Below are 15,442 nucleotides of genomic sequence, written 5' to 3'. Positions count from 1 at the left end.
GATGCGACGCGACGCGACGCCACGTGGTGCGGTGTGGCGCCTGCCGGGAGGCGCCACACGCCCGTCCCGCGCCGTCACCCCTCCTGGGCCGGTTCGTGACCGCGCTGCGCCGGGCCGGGACGGCTCGCCGAGGCTCACCGGCCCCGGCGCGGACACCGGCAGGGGGCCGAGCCCGGGCAGCCGGCGCCGCTCGTGCGCCACGTCGGCCACCGCGCCGGGACGCCGGGGGGAGCCGTACGACCGGATCCGAGCCCAGCCGGAACATCGCGTTCTCGGTCGAACGCATTCGGCGCGCGTGCCGACCCGTGCGCGGCTAGCGTGACGTCCCGGGACGAACCGCCTGAAACGAGAGGGCCCGACCATGGCCGTACAACCCGAAGGAACGCCCTGTTGGGCCGACGCGATGTTCACCGATCTGGAGGGCGCCAAGCGGTTCTACGGCGACGTCCTCGGCTGGACCTTCGGCGACTCGTCGTCGCAGTACGGCAATTACACGCAGGCGTACGCGGACGGCAAGGCCGTCGCCGCCGTCGTCCCGCCGATGCCCGGCCAGGAGGGCCAGTCGCAGTGGTGCCTCTACTTCGCCTCCCCGGACGCGGCCGCGACCGCCGAGAAGATCCGGGAGAACGGCGGCGACGTGCTGATGCCTCCCATGCAGGTCGGTGACTTCGGCACGATGGTGCTCGCCCGCGAGCCGAGCGGCGCCGTGTTCGGCGTCTGGCAGGGCGGCACCCACGAGGGCTTCGAGGCCGTCGCGACCCCCGGCGCCTACTGCTGGTCCGAGGTCTTCACCCGCGAGCCCGAGAAGGCCGACACCTTCTTCTCCGCCGTCTTCCCCTACCGCGCGAAGGACATGGAGGACGACGCGGTCGACTTCCGCGTCTTCGACCTCGGCGCCGACCCCGTCCTCGGCCGGATGCGGATGACCGAGGACTTCCCGCCCGAGGTCCCCTCGTACATCAACGTGTACTTCACCGTCGACGACTGCGACGCGGCCGTCGCCCGCGCCACCGACCTCGGAGCCGTGCTCCGCTTCGGCCCGATGACCAGCCCGTTCGGCCGGTTCGCCGCCCTCACCGACCCGCAGGGCGCCAACTTCTCGGTGATCGACGTCACCACCACCGAGGGCGAGATGCCCGAGCTGAGGGACGCCTGAGGGGCGCTTGACCGGGGACGGCTCCACCCCTCGCCGCGGCCATGGCATGATCGTGCACATGCGTGAACGTGTGGTGGCCGCGTGCGACGGGGCTTCGAAGGGAAACCCCGGACCGGCCGGATGGGCATGGGTGGTCTCCGGCGACGACGAGCGGACCCCGGCCCGCTGGGAGTCCGGGGCGCTCGGCCGTACCACCAACAACGTCGCCGAACTCACCGCCCTGGAGCGGCTGTTGACGGCCGTCGCGCCCGACGTGCCGCTGGAGATCCGCATGGACTCCCAGTACGCGATGAAGGCCGTCACCACCTGGCTGCCCGGCTGGAAGCGCAACGGCTGGAAGACCTCCGCCGGAAAGCCCGTCGCCAACCAGGAACTGGTCGTCCGCATCGACGAACTCCTCGACGGCCGCTCGGTCGAGTTCCGCTACGTCCCCGCCCACCAGGTCGACGGCGACCCGCTCAACGACTTCGCCGACCGCGCCGCCAGCCAGGCCGCCGTGGTGCAGGAAGCGGCCGGCAGCGCGCTCGGCTCCCCGGAGCCGCCGCCGTCGCCCGACACTCCCGCCCCGGCCGCCGCCCGCCGCAAGGCGCCGCAGCGCCGTACCAGCGGCGGCGGTGCCTCCGCGCGCACCATCAAGGCCAAGTTCCCCGGCCGCTGCCAGTGCGGGCGCTCCTATGCGGCCGGTGAGCCCATCGCCAAGAACGCGTCGGGCTGGGGCCACCCGGAGTGCCGGACCGGCACCGACTGACCGGCCGCCATCGCCGACCGCCCGGTGTCCGCCACCGGGCATGAGGCATGCCGTTTCGCTGCTACCCTGCGAGGCCGATCGACTACGTCCGGTGACTCACAGAGGTGTGCGCGTGAAGGTCGTCTGCGTCGGAGGCGGGCCCGCGGGCCTGTACCTCGCCGTCCTGCTCAAGCGGCAGAACCCGTCCCACGACGTCACCGTCCACGAACGCGCCCCCGAGGGTTCCACCTACGGCTGGGGCGTCACCTACTGGCAGGGACTGCTCGACCGGCTCCACGCCCACGACCCCGAGTCGGCGCACGCCATCGAGGAGAACTCGGTCCACTGGGACGAAGGCGTCGCGCACGTACGGGACTTGAGCACGCGGCAGCCCGGCGACCGGGGCTTCGGCATCGGCCGCCACCGCCTCCTGGAACTGCTCGCCGAGCGCGCCCGAACCCTGGGCGTACGGCTGGAGTTCGAGAGCGGGATCACCGAACTCCCCGGCGGAGCCGACCTGGTGGTGGCCGCCGACGGCATCGGCAGCGCCCTGCGCACCCGGCACGCCGACGCCTTCGGCACCCACGCCGGCCACGGCCGCAACCACTACCTCTGGCTCGGCACGACCAAGGTCTTCGACGCCTTCACCTTCGCCTTCGCCGAGACCGCCCACGGCTGGATCTGGGCCTACGGCTATCCCTACGACGACTCCCACAGCACCTGCGTCGTGGAATGCTCCCCGGAGACGTACACCGGTCTCGGCCTGGACCGCACCGACGAGGGCGAGCAACTCGCCCTGCTGGAGAAGTACTTCGCCCCCGTCCTGGACGGCCACCCCCTCCTCGCCCAGCCGCAGGCGGGCGCCGCCGCCCCCTGGCCCACCTTCCGCACCCTCACCAACCGCACCTGGCACCACGGCAACCTCGTCCTGCTCGGCGACGCCGCCCACACCACCCACTACTCCATCGGCGCGGGCACCACCCTCGCCCTGGAGGACGCCATGTGCCTGGCCGCCGCCCTGCGCGACCACGCCGCGCTGCCGGAGGCGCTGACCGCCTACGAGACCCGGCGCCGCACCGACCTGCTGTCCGCGCAGAGCGCCGCCCGCTACAGCGCCCGCTGGTACGAGAACCTGCCCCGCTACATCGACCTCCCCCCGCACCGCATGTTCGCCCTGCTCGGCCAGCGCCACTCCCCGCTGCTGCCCTACATCCCGCCACAGCTCTACTACGGCCTCGACCGCGCGGCCGGGCGCCTGGAGCCGCTGCGCAGGCTCAAGCGCGGCCTCGGCCCCCGGGTGGCCCGCGCGCTGCACGCCCGCTCCTCGCAGGCCCGCGCCACGCACCACCGTGACCAGTAGCCCCACCACCGCTCGGACGCACGGGTAAATGTTGGTGAAAGACCATTCACTGGATAGGGTGAATAGTCATTCACCAGTCACGCACATTTCGCAGGAGCGCCCATGGAGCCGTCCGCCCCCATACCCGAGCCGTCCGGCGGCCGCACGGCGCCGCCCCGGCTCCGGGAGCGCCTCACCATCCCCGTGCTGGCGTCGGGCGGCATCCTCATGGCCGTCATGCAGACCGTGGTCGTACCGCTCCTGCCCGACCTGCCCCGGCTCACCGGGTCCTCCCCGGCCGCCGTCTCCTGGATGGTCACCGCGACGCTGCTCTCCGGCGCCGTGCTCACCCCCGTGCTCGGCCGCGCCGGTGACATGTACGGCAAGCGCCGGGTGCTCACCTCCGCGCTCGCCCTGATGACCGTCGGCTCGGTGCTGTGCGCGCTGTCCTCCGACATCGCCGTGCTGATCACGGCCCGCGCGCTCCAGGGCGCCGCCGCCTCCGTCGTCCCGCTGTCGATCAGCATCCTGCGCGACGAACTCCCGCCCGAGCGGCGCGGCTCGGCCGTCGCGTTCATGAGCTCCACCGTCGGCATCGGCGCCGCCCTCGGGCTGCCGCTGGCCGCGCTGGTCGTGCAGTACGCCGACTGGCACACCATGTTCTGGCTGACCAGCGCCCTCGGCGCGCTCGGCGTCGCGGCCACCTGGTGGGCGGTCAAGGAGTCGCCGGTACGGGAGCCCGGCCGCTTCGACGTCGTCGGCGCGCTCGGTCTCGCCGTCGCCCTGGTCTGTCTGCTGCTCGGTGTCTCGCAGGGCGGCCAGTGGGGCTGGGGCAGTCCGCGGGTCCTCGGCCTCTTCGTGGTCGCGGCGGTCGTGCTCGTCCTGTGGTGGCGTCAGCAACTGCGGGCCCCGCGTCCGCTGGTCGACCTGCGCCTGGTGACCCGGCCCCGGGTGGGCCTGTCGCACATCGCGGCACTGCTCACCGGGTTCGCGTTCTACGCCAACTCGCTCGTCACCGCCCAGCTCGTGCAGGCGCCCAGGGCCAGCGGGTACGGCCTCGGCCTGTCCATCGTCGCCACCGGGCTGTGCCTGCTGCCCGGCGGCGTCACGATGCTGCTGTTCTCGCCGCTGTCGGCCCGCATCTCGGCCCGGCGCGGCCCGCGCATCACGCTCGCGCTCGGCGCCGCCGTCATCGCCTGCGGCTACGCGCTGCGCATCGCGGACAGCCGCGACCTGTGGATGATCATCCTCGGCGCGACCGTGGTCGCCACCGGCACCACCCTCGCGTACTCCGCGCTGCCCACCCTCATCCTGCGCGCCGTACCGCCCGCCGCGACCGCCTCCGCCAACGGCGTCAACGTGCTGATGCGGACCATCGGCCAGGCCGTCTCCAGCGCCGCCGTCGCCGCCGTGCTCGTCCACCACACCAGCCTCGTCGGCGGTGTCCCGGTGCCCACCCTGCACGGCTATCTGCTGGCCTTCGGGATGGCCGGGGCCGTCGCCCTGTTCGCCTGCGCGGCCGCCCTCACGATCCCGGGCGACGCCTCCGGCGACGGCGACGGGGACGCCGGGTCCACCCGGCGCGCCCGGGGACTCGTCCGGAAGACCCGCGCCGGTGCGATGGAGGACGCGTGAGCACCCCGGACAGCCCGGACACCCCGCCCCCCGCGCAGGGCGCCGCCCGCCGGGACGCCGAGGCGACCAGGGCGGCCATCCTCAAGGCCGCCCGCCACCTCCTGGCCCGGCACCCGCACGGCGCCATCACCCTGAAGGCCGTCGCCGAGCGGGCCGGGGTCAGCCCGCCGCTCGTCGTGAAGTACTTCGGCAACAAGGACGCCCTCTTCGCCCGCGTGATGTCCTTCGACACCGACGCGGACGACCTGCTCGACGCGCCCCTCGACGCCCTCGGCCGGCACATGGTCCGGCACGTCCTGAGCAGCCAGCGCGAGCGCGGCACCGACCCGCTGCTGCGCATCGTCTTCGCCCCGCTGCACGGCGACCACGGTGACGTCCTGCGCGCCAACTTCCGCGCCCAGGTGACCGAACGCCTCGCCGCCCGGCTCACCGGACCCGACGCGGGCCTGCGCGCCGAACTCGCCGTCGCCGCCGTCGTCGGCCTCGGCGTCATGTACGGCATCGCGCGCGGGCCGGGGCTGCGCGAGGCCGACATCGACGCCGTGGCCGACCGCTACGGGCCGCTCGTCCAGGCCCAGCTCACCCCGGGCGCGCTCACCCCCGGCGCCTGACTCACTCGACGACCCCGGGCCCGGTCAGCAGCGCCTCGGCGCACCGGCGGAACTCCGTCACCAGCCGCCCGTTGTCCCCGGCCCGGGTCGCCACGGCCACATGGCACGGCTCGACCCCGTGCAGCGGCACCGTGGTCAGATCCGGGCGCGGCGGACGCAGCCCGGGCACGCCCGCCGCGAGCGCCAGCGACTGCCCGGAGGCGACCAGCTCGAACTTGTCCTCGATGTCCTCGATGAACGGGCCGTCCGGCGCGGGCCGCCCGTCCGGGCGCGGGTCGATCCGCCAGAACGCGTCCCACAGCCGGTCCGGGACCCGGGGCAGCGGCTCGTCCGCGATGTCGTCCAGGGTGACCGACTCCTTGCCCGCGAGCCGGTGGTCCAGCGGCATGACGACCACGCGCGGCTCGTCGTAGAGCACGGTCACCCGCAGGCCCTCGGTGACGAACGGCAGCCGCGTGACCAGCGCGTCCACCCGGTGGCTCGTCAGCGTGTCCCGGGCCTCCTGCCAGCGCAGATGCGCCGTGCGTACGTCCGCGTCCGGGAACCGGCGGCGCAGCTCGCGCACGGCCGGGGTGACGATCACGCCGGTCGTGTATCCGACGGTGATCCGGCTGGGCTCGGCGGCTGCCCGTGCTGCGGCCGCCGCCTGTCCCGCCGCCCGCAGCAGCGACCTCGCGCGCGGCAGGAACACCTCGCCCGCCTCGGTTAGCCGCGTGCCCTGCGGGGTGCGGTCGAGGAGCCTGGCCACCAACTCCCGCTCCAGGCGACGCACTTGACGGCTCAGGGACGGCTGGGTGATGTGCAGCGCGGCGGCCGCGCGCCCGAAGTGCCGGTGCTCGGCGACGACCGTGAAGTACCGCACCAGCCTGAGGTCGAGATCCGCGTCGGCGGGGGAGTCGGACATGCCCCCAGCGTACGGCCCTCTGCCCTGCGTGCAGTTCGACCTGCGGTGATGCCCGAAACGTATTGCCCGATGCGGAACAAGCTTTGGACGCGGACGCTCCGCCCGGCCAAGGATGGAACCACTCCCACCCACCGTCCGAGGAGAGCAACGACATGCGCGTTTTCGTCACCGGGGCCACCGGATTCATCGGCTCGGCCGTCGTACCCGAACTCATCGGCGCCGGGCACGAGGTCGTCGGCCTCGCCCGGTCCGACGAGGGGGCCGCCGCGCTGAAGGCCGCGGGCGCCGAGGTGCACCGGGGCAGCCTGGCGGACCCGGAGGACCTGGCCCGCGTCGCCGGCACCGCCGACGGCGTGATCCATCTGGCCTTCGTCCACGACTTCGCCGACGTCCGCGCGGCGGGCGACACCGACCTCACCGCCATCCGGGCCATGGGCGCCGCGCTCGCCGGCTCGGACCGGCCGCTGGTCGTCACCTCCGGCACCGCGATCGGCCCGACGGGCCGACTGACCACCGAGGCCGACGCCCCCGCCCCCGGCACCCACCGCACCGCCTCCGAGGAGGCGGCGACGGCACTGGCCGAGGACGGCGTGCGTTCCTCCGTGGTCCGGCTCGCGCCCACCGTGCACGGACGCGGCGACCACGGCTTCGTGCCCCGTCTCATCGACGTGGCCCGCGAGAAGGGCGTCGCCGCCTACGTCGGGGACGGCGCCAACCGCTGGCCCGCCGTCCACCGGCTCGACGCCGCCCGGCTGTTCCGGCTCGCCCTGGAGAAGGCGCCCGCCGGGCAGCGCCTGCACGCGGCCGACGAGGAGGGCGTGCCGTTCCGGGAGATCGCCGAGGTCATCGGCCGTCACCTGGACGTGCCCGTCGTCAGCCTGACGGGCGAGGAGGCCGAGGCCCGCTACGGCTTCGTGGGCCGCTTCACCGGGGTCGACAACCCCACGTCGAGCACGCTCACCCGCGAACTGCTCGGCTGGCAGCCGAGGGAGACCGGGCTCCTGGCCGACCTGGAGGAGGGGCACTACTTCCGGTAGTTCCCGTCAGGGGGACACCGGGCCGGTTTCGAAGAACCGCGCGGGCGGTCGACCGCACCGCATGACCGAGGCCCGGTCTCCCCGCACCGCCTGGTCTCCGGCCGCCGCGTCACACCCCGCGCGGTGCGCCCGGCGGGCCTCCTCACCTTCGTCGGCACAAGGGTTGACCTGGAGCGGACTCCAATTAATAGAGTCCGTCGCGCGGTCGACGCCATGTCGCTCCGCGTGATCGGCCGCTCCAGTGAGGAAGCATCGTCATGCGCTATCGCACCCTTGGCAGAACCGGTATCGAGGTCAGCACCCACTGCCTCGGAACCATGATGTTCCAGGACGGCTTCAACTCCGACCACGACGAATGCGTCCGCATCATCCACGCCGCCCTCGACCAGGGCGTCAACTTCCTCGACACCGCCGACATGTACGGCCAGGGAGAGTCCGAGGAGATCGTGGGGAAGGCGCTGCGAGGGCGCCGTGACGACGTCGTGCTCGCCACCAAGGTCCACTTCCCGATGGGTGAGGGCCGCAACCGCGGTGGCAACTCGCGGCGTTGGATCCTCAAGGCGGTCGAGGACAGCCTGAGGCGTCTGGACACCGACTGGATCGACCTCTACCAGATCCACCTGCCGGACCACACCACGGACATCGAGGAGACCCTCTCGGTCCTCACCGACCTCGTGACCCAGGGGAAGATACGCACCTTCGGCTGCTCGAACTTCCCGGCCGAGGAGATCGTCGAGGCCCACCACGTCTCCGAGCGGCGCGCCCTCGGACGCTTCCGCACCGCCCAGCCGCCCTACTCGATCCTGGCCCGCGGGATCGAGTCCTCGCTGCTGCCCGTCGCCGAGCGCCACGGCATGGGAGTCCTGGTCTGGAGCCCCCTCGCCTTCGGCTTCCTCACCGGCAAGATCCGCAAGGGCGCGCCCGTCGACATGGAGACCGGCCGCGCCGCGATCCGCCCGGGCTTCTTCGATCCCGCCATCGCCGAGAACGCCGCCAAGCTCGACGCCGTCGAGCAGCTCGTCGAACTCGCCGAGAGCATCGGCTGCACCCTGCCCGAACTCGCCGTGGCCTTCACCGTGGCCCACCCCGCCGTCACGTCGGCGATCATCGGCCCGCGGACCATGGAGCAACTGGAGGCCCTCCTCAAGGGAGCGGCGCTCACCCTGGACGACGCGACCCTCGACCGGATCGACGAGATCGTGCGCCCGGGGGTGAACCTCTACAACCCCGCCGCCTCCTTCCCGCCGCGCTCCCTGACGGACGCCTCCCTGCGCCGCCGTCCCCTCGCCGAACGCTCCGCCGCCTGAGTCCGGCGGCCGCCTCCCCGGGCGGGATCACCGGTCGCCGGTCTCCAGCGTCGTGAGCTGCCGGTCGTGGACCTTGCTGAGCAGCAGCAGGGACAGCACCGCTCCGATCAGGGCGCAGAACATGTCCCACTGGGTGTCCCAGACGTCTCCCTGGGTGGCCAGGAAGGCGTCGGCGCCGTGGCCGCCGATCTCGGCGGCCGCCCACTCCAGCAGCTCGAAGCACGCGCTGAAGGCGAGACAGGCGCACACGGTGAGGGGCGCCAGCCAGCGGCTGCCGCGCAACGGGGAGGTACGGCTGAGGAGTTCGCGGACCAGGATCGCCGGGACGAAGCCCTGCATCAGATGCCCGAACCGGTCGTACGGGTTGCGGCTGAGGCCGAAGGTGTCCCGGACCCAGTCGCCCGCGGGCACCTCGGCGTAGGTGTAGTGGCCGCCGGCCGCCAGGACCAGGGCGTGTACGGCGAGGAGACCGCACAGCAGGCCGGTCAGGGGGAAACGCCGCCAGGTCAGCAGCACCAGCGGCAGCCCGATCAGCACCCAGAACGTCTCCAGGAACCAGGTCGTACGGTCGCGTACGCCGATCGCGGAGACGGCGAGCCCCAGGGCTGCCACGCCCGCGAACAGCAGGGGCGGCACCCGGCGGTGCATGGTGCGCGGGGCGGGATGCGCGGCGGTCATGGCGGCCTCCAGGCGGGGGTCGGGGAGCCCCCATGGTGGCGCCGCCGGGCAACGCCGGTCATGAGTACGGCTACTCAGGCGCGGAAGGTACGGAGCGCGGTGCGCAGTACGGCCTGGTTCGCCGGGTCCTCCCAGTCGGCGGCCGGGGTGGTGAAGCGCAGGGAGTAGCCCCGGCCGCCGCCGAGCAGGAAGCCGCGCCCGAAGGTGTGCGTCCGCGTCTGCCCAGTGCCGGACAGCCACTCCATGTCGGCGGCGGAGTGGCCCTGTTGGTCGGTGGCCTCGATCCGGCCGACACGCTGGTAGCCGTCCTCCTGGGCGAGGCCGGGTTCGACGTCGTCACGCCAGACGGCCACGGGGTCGGACCCCACCCGTTCGCTGTAGGTGACGGCGAGCGTGGGGGAGGAGGAGCCGCCGGGGCCGAAGGTGACCCGGTAGGAGTTGTCGGCGCCGGACCTGATCCCGAGGCGCTGCCACTCCTCGGGCAGGGCGACGGTGAAGCCCTCCGGGGCGGTGTACGTGCGGAAACCGGCGGGGAGGGCGGCGGAGGTGCCGGACGGAGAGGCGGGGTGGCCCTGGGTGCGGGTGGAGCTCGGGGCGGCGGTCGTGCCCTTGCCGGGAGCCGTGCTCGGACCCGGGGTGCCGCTCGGGCCCGGTGCCTCGCTCCGGCCGGGGACCGCGCCGGTGCCGGACCCGGTGCTCGTACCGGCCGACGGACCCGCGTTCGCCGACGCGGCCGCCCCGCCCGGCCGCGCCCCCGCGGCCTCCTCCGACGACCGGTGCGACACGGCCAGCGCGGCGGCGGCCACGGCGGCGACGGCCAGGCACACCCCGGCCGCCAGGACCCGTCTGCTCCGCAGGACACCGCCGCCCGGCGGGGCCGCCTCCGTCTCCGCCTCGGCCTCCGGAGCGGGCGCGGGCGTGCCGTACGCACCCGCGTCCTCCTCCAGCACCCGCACCAGCGAGGCGCGCACCACCGGACGGGTCAGCCGTTCGCGGGAGTTCTTGCGCAGCAGCCCCTCCACGGTCCGGGTCAGCGGGCCCGTGCGCAGCGGGGCGCGCAGGGGGAGCCGGGCCACGGCCCGCAGGGTGGCCTCGGTGCGGCCCCGGTCGCGGAACGGCGGGCGCCCCTCGGTCATCGTGTAGAGGATCGCGCCGAGCGCCCACAAGTCGGCGGCGGGGCCGATGCGTTCGTCGCGGGCCTGCTCCGGGGAGGCGTACGACGGCGCCGCGACCCTCGGCGCCAGGGTCGTGCCCGCGAGCCCGAAGCCCGCGATCACGACCGTGCCGCCGTCCCGTACGAAGATTTGGCCGGGGCTCAGCTCGCCGTGGGTGATGCCCTCCTCGTGCGCGGTGCGCAGCACGTCGAGCACTTCGAGGCCGATGCCGGTCGCCCGTACGGGGTCGAACGGCCCCTCCTCCTCCAGGAGTCGGGTGAGTGGTGTGCCGTCGATCCACTGGGCTGCCGTCCACAGGGTGCCCGGCTCCACGACCGCGTCGATCACCGCGGCGACCCCGCCGGGGCACAGCAGCCGCATGGTCTCGGAGGTGCGCACCACGCGGGACCTGGTCCGGCGCAGGGTGTCCTGGTCGGCGGTGCCCGGCAGCGCGGTCCGCGTCACCAGGCACGCGCGGTTCTCCCGTACGTCCTCGGCCCGCCACCACTCGCGGCCGGTCTCCCGGGCGAAGACCTCAAGGAGCCGGAACCGCCCGGCGACCAGTTCATCTGCGACGACGTACGCCTCGGCCATGGCCATCCCTCGCTGTAACCCTGCCGTTGTCTCCCAGGGTTACGCGAAGGTCACGGTGGAGTGTTCAAACCGATCGCGTTCCGGTCATTTTTGACGTTCGGTCAGTACGGGCTGTCGGCATCCGTCAGTGCTGCTGCGCCGACTGCGGCGTGGCCTCGCTCGGGCGGACCACCACGACGCCGTTGCCCCGGAGCATCAGCTGCACGGCCTCGCCCGAACCGCCGCGCAGCATCGAGCCGAAGGACTGCGAGCGGTGCAGCGAGGTGTCGAGCCCGGCCGTCCAGCCGACCACGGCGTCCGTGTCGACGTACACCGGGTTCTCCGGGGACACCGGGATCACCAGCGGGTTGCCCTCGCAGACCAGGCCGAGGCGGCCGTGCCCGCTGAACACGCTGTTGAACAGGCCGCCGCCCGCGATGCCGGAGCCCTTCACGGTCTTTATCTCGTAGGAGAGCGTGGCGTCGAAGCACAGGACGTTGCGGCCGTTGACCGTGAACCGGTCGCCGGGCTCCACCTCGACGACGAAGCAGTTCTGCGCCTCGTGCGCGAACCACGCCTCGCCCCGCCCGCGCACCACCATCAGGGGCAGCCCCTCACCGGTGACGGCGCGCTTGAGCATGCCGCCGATGCCCTGGCCCTTGTGCTCGAACTTCAACTCGCCCCGGTGCGCGATCATCGCGCCCTGCCGGGCGAGCATCTCGCCGTTCACCGTGTACTTCAGACACTTGGCGTTCTCGACGGTCAGGCCCGGCTCCACGGCCGGGCGCATCATGTGCTCGCTGGAAAACAGGTCACCCTTCATACGGGGCATCGTGTCCCGGAGGGGCGCGTTCCGACAAGATCGTGGAACGCGCCCGGCTCCTGGACTCCGCGCGCCCCGGCTTCCGGGCTCCGCTACTGCCGCAGGTCGCCTCCGAGTTCGCGCAGCGCGGCGCCGCGTCGTGCCTTCTTGGCCGGCTTGCCGCAGAACGCCGATTCCAGGGTGCCCGCCAACGTGTCCAGCACCTTGCCGTTGTTGGAGGTGTTGACCAGAGCGGTCAGGCTGCGGCCGCCGTCCTTGCTGGTGAACGCGTAGGTGTAGTAGCCCTGTACGGCGCCCGTGTGGCCGTAGACCGAGACACCGCAGGACAGGTCGCGGCGCCGCAGTCCGAGGCCGTAGGCCGTGGTGGCGTTGACCTTGGTGAAGCGCTCCATCTCGGCGAGCCGCGCGGAGGAGAGCAGCCGCCCGCCCACCAGCGCGGAGTAGAAGGTGTTCAGGTCCTTGGCGCTGGAGATGATCGCGCCCGCGCTCTGCGCCCAGGACACGGTCTGCCGGGTCGCGTCGACCAGGGCGGCACCGGACTTGTCGGGGGTCAGATAGCCGCGCGCATATCGGCCGGGGATTGCGGTGTCCGGGTGGACGTAGAAGGTGTCGGCCAGCTTCAGCGGCTTGATGACGCGGTTCTGGTACTCGGTCCTCACCGAGTGCCCGGTCAGCTTCTCGATGAGCAGGCCCGCCACCACGAAGTTGGTGTTGGAGTAGGAGTAGGCCGCGCCGGGGGCGTTGGTGCGCGGCTTCTTCAGGGAGAGCGCGACCAGTTGGCGGTAGGTGAAGACCTTGTTCCGGACGGCCTCGAAGCCGGAGACGCTCTGGGCGAACATGTCGTTGCTGAAGTCGTACAGGCCGCTGCGGTGGTTCAGCAGGTGCCGGACCGTGATCCGGTCATCGGGGAGCAGCCCGGGCAGATAGCGGTTCACCGGGGAGTCCAGGTCGAGCTTGCGCTCGTCGGCCAGCTGGAGCAGGACGACCGTCGAGAAGGTCTTGGTGACGCTGCCGATCCGGAAGCGGTCGCCGGTGCTCATCGCCCGCTTCGCGCCCCGGTCCGCGAGGCCCCGGCTGATGAGGTACGTCCTGCCGTGGTCGTCGATCCGGGCCGCGGCGCCCGGTGCTCCCTGGTCCCGCGCGGTGCGCAGCACCCTGTCGACGCCCGCCGTGTCGGGTGCGGGCAGTGCCGCCGCGCGGCCCGGCGCCTCGCTCGCCGCCCGCGCCGGGACCGCGAGGAGAGACAGCGCGACCGCTCCGAGTACCGCACCCCTGCCCACCGTTGCTGAGACCATCCGGTTCCCACTCCTCGTTCACGCGGTTGTTGATGCGACATCGGTCACATTCCGGCCTGGAACCTAGGGGATTGGGCCGGAATCTCACGCTCCGACACACACATGGTCAGTCAATGATCACTCTGTGACGTATATTCGCAAAGGATTGTCATAGGGAACCGCGAAATGGATCATTCCAGGTTTACGTGGCCATGACTCATCCGGAAGGGTGAACCTCGGGCCCGGCCCGGGCCTCCTGGCGCTCAACAGCGCCATGTCGCAAGGCGGTTGGCGCGGCCGGCCGCCTTCGGACGAAGGAACCCCTCCTCGTGCGCAGACCGCACATACGCAGTGTGGCCGTCGCCGTCGCGGTGACGACGGCCGCCATGGGCCTGGCCGGTACGGCCCTCGCGGGCCCCCGCCCGGTGGACGTACGGTCCGTCCTCGGCGCCGAGCGGACCGCCCTGGTGGTCCACGCCGCGAGCGCCGCGGCCTTCGCCCACGCGGCCGACACCGGAGTCGTCTCCGGCGACGAACTCGAGCCGCAGGACGTGATGTTCGACCCCGAGGGCGCCCGTCATGTGCGCTTCACGCGCACCCACGCCGGACTCCCGGTCCTCGGCGGCGACCTCGTCGTCCACCTCGACCGGCACCTCGGCTACGCGGGCGTCACCCGCGCCGCCGACCGCGTAGTCCGCCCCGCCACCACCGACGCCAAGGTGACCCCCGGTCAGGCGGCGGCCGCCGCGGCCCGCGCGGCCGGCGGCCGGGCGGGCACCCCGCACCTGGTGGTGGACGCCCGTGGCGGCGCCGCCCGCCTCGCCTACCAGGTGACCGTGTCCGGCAGCACCCCCGACGACGACGGCGGCTCCCACACGGTCGTCGTGGACGCCCTCACCGGCGCCGTGCGCAGCGACACCCCCGACGCCGACGAGTTCCTCTCGCCCAAGCTGGTCAAGGCCCTGCGCAGCCACCGGGAGACCATCGCCCCGGCCACCGGCGCCGCGGCCGCGGCGAGCCCCCTCGTCGCCGGGGCCGTCGCCAAGAAGTACCCGGCCACCGCGCACGGCACCGGCAAGACCCTCTTCGTGGGCAGCGTCGGCCTGACCACCACGCAGACCTCGCGCGGCCACTTCCAGCTCAAGGACCCGAGCCGGTACGGCACCGAGACCCGCGACGCCAAAAACCGCATGACGGAGAGCTTCGGCTCCGGCACCACGATCACCGGCACCACGAACGTATGGGGCAACGGGAAGACGACGAGCCGCTACAGCGCCGCCGCCGACGCCCAGTACGGCATCACCAGGACGCTGGACTTCTACCGCAGGACCTTCAACCGCAAGGGCATAGCCGGCAACGGCAAGGCCGCCCGCGGGATGGTCCACTGGGGCCGCTCGGTCGCCAACGCCTTCTGGGACCCGGCCTGCGGCTGCATGCTGTACGGCGACGGCGACGGCAAGATGATCAAGAAGCCGCTCGTCGTCCTCGACGTCACCGGCCACGAGCTGACCCACGGCGTCGTCGACGCCACCGCCAAGCTGGAGCCGACCTTCGTCGACCGCAACGGCAACCAGTACGGCGAACCCGGCTCACTCAACGAGTCGCTGGCCGACATCTTCGGCTCCGACGTCGAGTTCTACGCGAACAACGCCAAGAACCCGCCGAACTATCTCATCGGCGAGAAGCTCGGCCTCAAGCAGAAGTTCCTGCGCCGCCTGGACCACCCGTCGCTGGACAAGCTGGAGCAGACCGTCGACTACTGGTCGCCCGAGGTCTACTCCACGGAGGTGCACGCCGGTTCCGGCGTCTCCTCGCACGCCTTCTACCTCCTCGCGGAGGGCAGCGGCAAGAAGACGATCAAGGGAGTCGCCTACAACTCCCCGACCTACGACGGCGGTTCCGTCAAGGGCATCGGCCGCACCAAGGCCACCGCCGTCTTCTACCGCGCGCTGACCCGCTACATGGTCTCCTCCACCGACTTCCACGACGCCCGCGTCGCGACACTGAAGGCGGCCAAGGACCTGTACGGCGCGACCAGCGCCGAGTACAAGGCAGTGGACCGGGCGTGGGCGGCGGTCAACGTCACCGCGGCCAACACCCCCGCCCCGTGACGCACGGCGGCCGTACGGCGCCCCGGCACCGCACGACCGCCCCGTAGGAACCCCGGATGCCCCGCCCCGCGCGGGGCATCCGCACATCCGGCGTCCGACCGCACGGCGCACCG

Annotated in this window: 13 protein-coding genes; 8 read left to right on the top strand and 5 right to left on the bottom strand. The window is 72.8% G+C overall.

Going from position 1 to position 15,442, the window contains the following annotated elements:
* The first annotated feature begins 361 nt into the window (after positions 1-361).
* The 5 genes from AB0E91_RS20695 to AB0E91_RS20675 all read left to right on the top strand — a co-directional run bounded on the left by AB0E91_RS20695 (position 362) and on the right by AB0E91_RS20675 (position 5,468).
* Positions 362-1,156: a VOC family protein gene (locus AB0E91_RS20695; protein WP_361783690.1), complete on the top strand. Its 795-nt coding sequence runs from the start codon at positions 362-364 to the stop codon at positions 1,154-1,156.
* A 46-nt stretch (positions 1,157-1,202) separates the two neighbouring features.
* Entirely contained in the window at positions 1,203-1,904 is a 702-nt protein-coding gene (locus AB0E91_RS20690) for a ribonuclease H (protein WP_361783687.1), read from the top strand.
* 106 nt (positions 1,905-2,010) lie between these two features.
* Positions 2,011-3,243 carry an FAD-dependent monooxygenase gene (locus AB0E91_RS20685; protein ID WP_361784563.1) on the top strand — a complete coding sequence of 411 codons (1,233 nt, stop codon included), beginning with the start codon at positions 2,011-2,013 and terminating at the stop codon, positions 3,241-3,243.
* 102 nt (positions 3,244-3,345) lie between these two features.
* The gene (locus AB0E91_RS20680) at positions 3,346-4,857 is read left to right on the top strand and encodes an MFS transporter (protein ID WP_361783684.1); all 1,512 of its coding nucleotides are present in this window, start codon (positions 3,346-3,348) and stop codon (positions 4,855-4,857) included.
* Positions 4,854-5,468: a TetR family transcriptional regulator gene (locus AB0E91_RS20675; protein ID WP_361783681.1), complete on the top strand. Its 615-nt coding sequence runs from the start codon at positions 4,854-4,856 to the stop codon at positions 5,466-5,468. Before AB0E91_RS20680 ends, AB0E91_RS20675 begins: the two co-directional genes overlap by 4 nt.
* A gap of 1 nt (position 5,469) precedes the next feature.
* On the opposite strand, the gene AB0E91_RS20670 is transcribed toward AB0E91_RS20675, so the two are convergent.
* Positions 5,470-6,372, bottom strand: coding sequence for a LysR family transcriptional regulator (locus tag AB0E91_RS20670; RefSeq protein ID WP_361783678.1), 903 nt, complete (start codon positions 6,370-6,372; stop codon positions 5,470-5,472).
* Positions 6,373-6,524: 152 nt separating this feature from the next.
* Here AB0E91_RS20670 and AB0E91_RS20665 point away from each other — a divergent pair, with 152 nt between their 5' ends.
* Together AB0E91_RS20665 and AB0E91_RS20660 are read left to right on the top strand one after the other, a co-directional pair.
* Positions 6,525-7,409, top strand: a complete 885-nt coding sequence (locus tag AB0E91_RS20665; protein WP_361783675.1) for an SDR family oxidoreductase — start codon at positions 6,525-6,527, stop codon at positions 7,407-7,409.
* A gap of 257 nt (positions 7,410-7,666) precedes the next feature.
* Positions 7,667-8,716: an aldo/keto reductase gene (locus tag AB0E91_RS20660; protein ID WP_361783672.1), complete on the top strand. Its 1,050-nt coding sequence runs from the start codon at positions 7,667-7,669 to the stop codon at positions 8,714-8,716.
* A 27-nt stretch (positions 8,717-8,743) separates the two neighbouring features.
* Here the strand turns inward: AB0E91_RS20660 and AB0E91_RS20655 are convergent, their stop codons facing one another.
* From AB0E91_RS20655 to AB0E91_RS20640, 4 genes are all read right to left on the bottom strand, one after another.
* Complete coding sequence (locus tag AB0E91_RS20655; RefSeq protein ID WP_361783669.1) at positions 8,744-9,394, bottom strand: DUF2238 domain-containing protein; 651 nt, start codon at positions 9,392-9,394, stop codon at positions 8,744-8,746.
* A gap of 74 nt (positions 9,395-9,468) precedes the next feature.
* Complete coding sequence (locus tag AB0E91_RS20650) at positions 9,469-11,148, bottom strand: protein kinase (RefSeq protein ID WP_361783666.1); 1,680 nt, start codon at positions 11,146-11,148, stop codon at positions 9,469-9,471.
* Positions 11,149-11,266: 118 nt separating this feature from the next.
* The gene (locus AB0E91_RS20645; RefSeq protein WP_361783663.1) at positions 11,267-11,944 is read right to left on the bottom strand and encodes an AIM24 family protein; all 678 of its coding nucleotides are present in this window, start codon (positions 11,942-11,944) and stop codon (positions 11,267-11,269) included.
* Between the two features lie 92 nt (positions 11,945-12,036).
* Positions 12,037-13,239: a serine hydrolase domain-containing protein gene (locus AB0E91_RS20640; RefSeq protein WP_361783660.1), complete on the bottom strand. Its 1,203-nt coding sequence runs from the start codon at positions 13,237-13,239 to the stop codon at positions 12,037-12,039.
* A gap of 308 nt (positions 13,240-13,547) precedes the next feature.
* Between AB0E91_RS20640 and AB0E91_RS20635 the strand changes: the two genes are divergently transcribed.
* A complete protein-coding gene (locus AB0E91_RS20635; protein WP_361783657.1) occupies positions 13,548-15,329 on the top strand; it encodes a M4 family metallopeptidase in 1,782 nt (593 codons plus the stop codon).
* Positions 15,330-15,442: the final 113 nt, after the last annotated feature.

It is taken from the genome of Streptomyces sp. NPDC026659 (genome assembly GCF_040638245.1).
Taxonomy (GTDB): domain Bacteria; phylum Actinomycetota; class Actinomycetes; order Streptomycetales; family Streptomycetaceae; genus Streptomyces.
The sequence above is the reverse complement of the archived record's forward strand: the minus strand, read 5'-3'. Positions and strand labels throughout refer to the sequence as shown.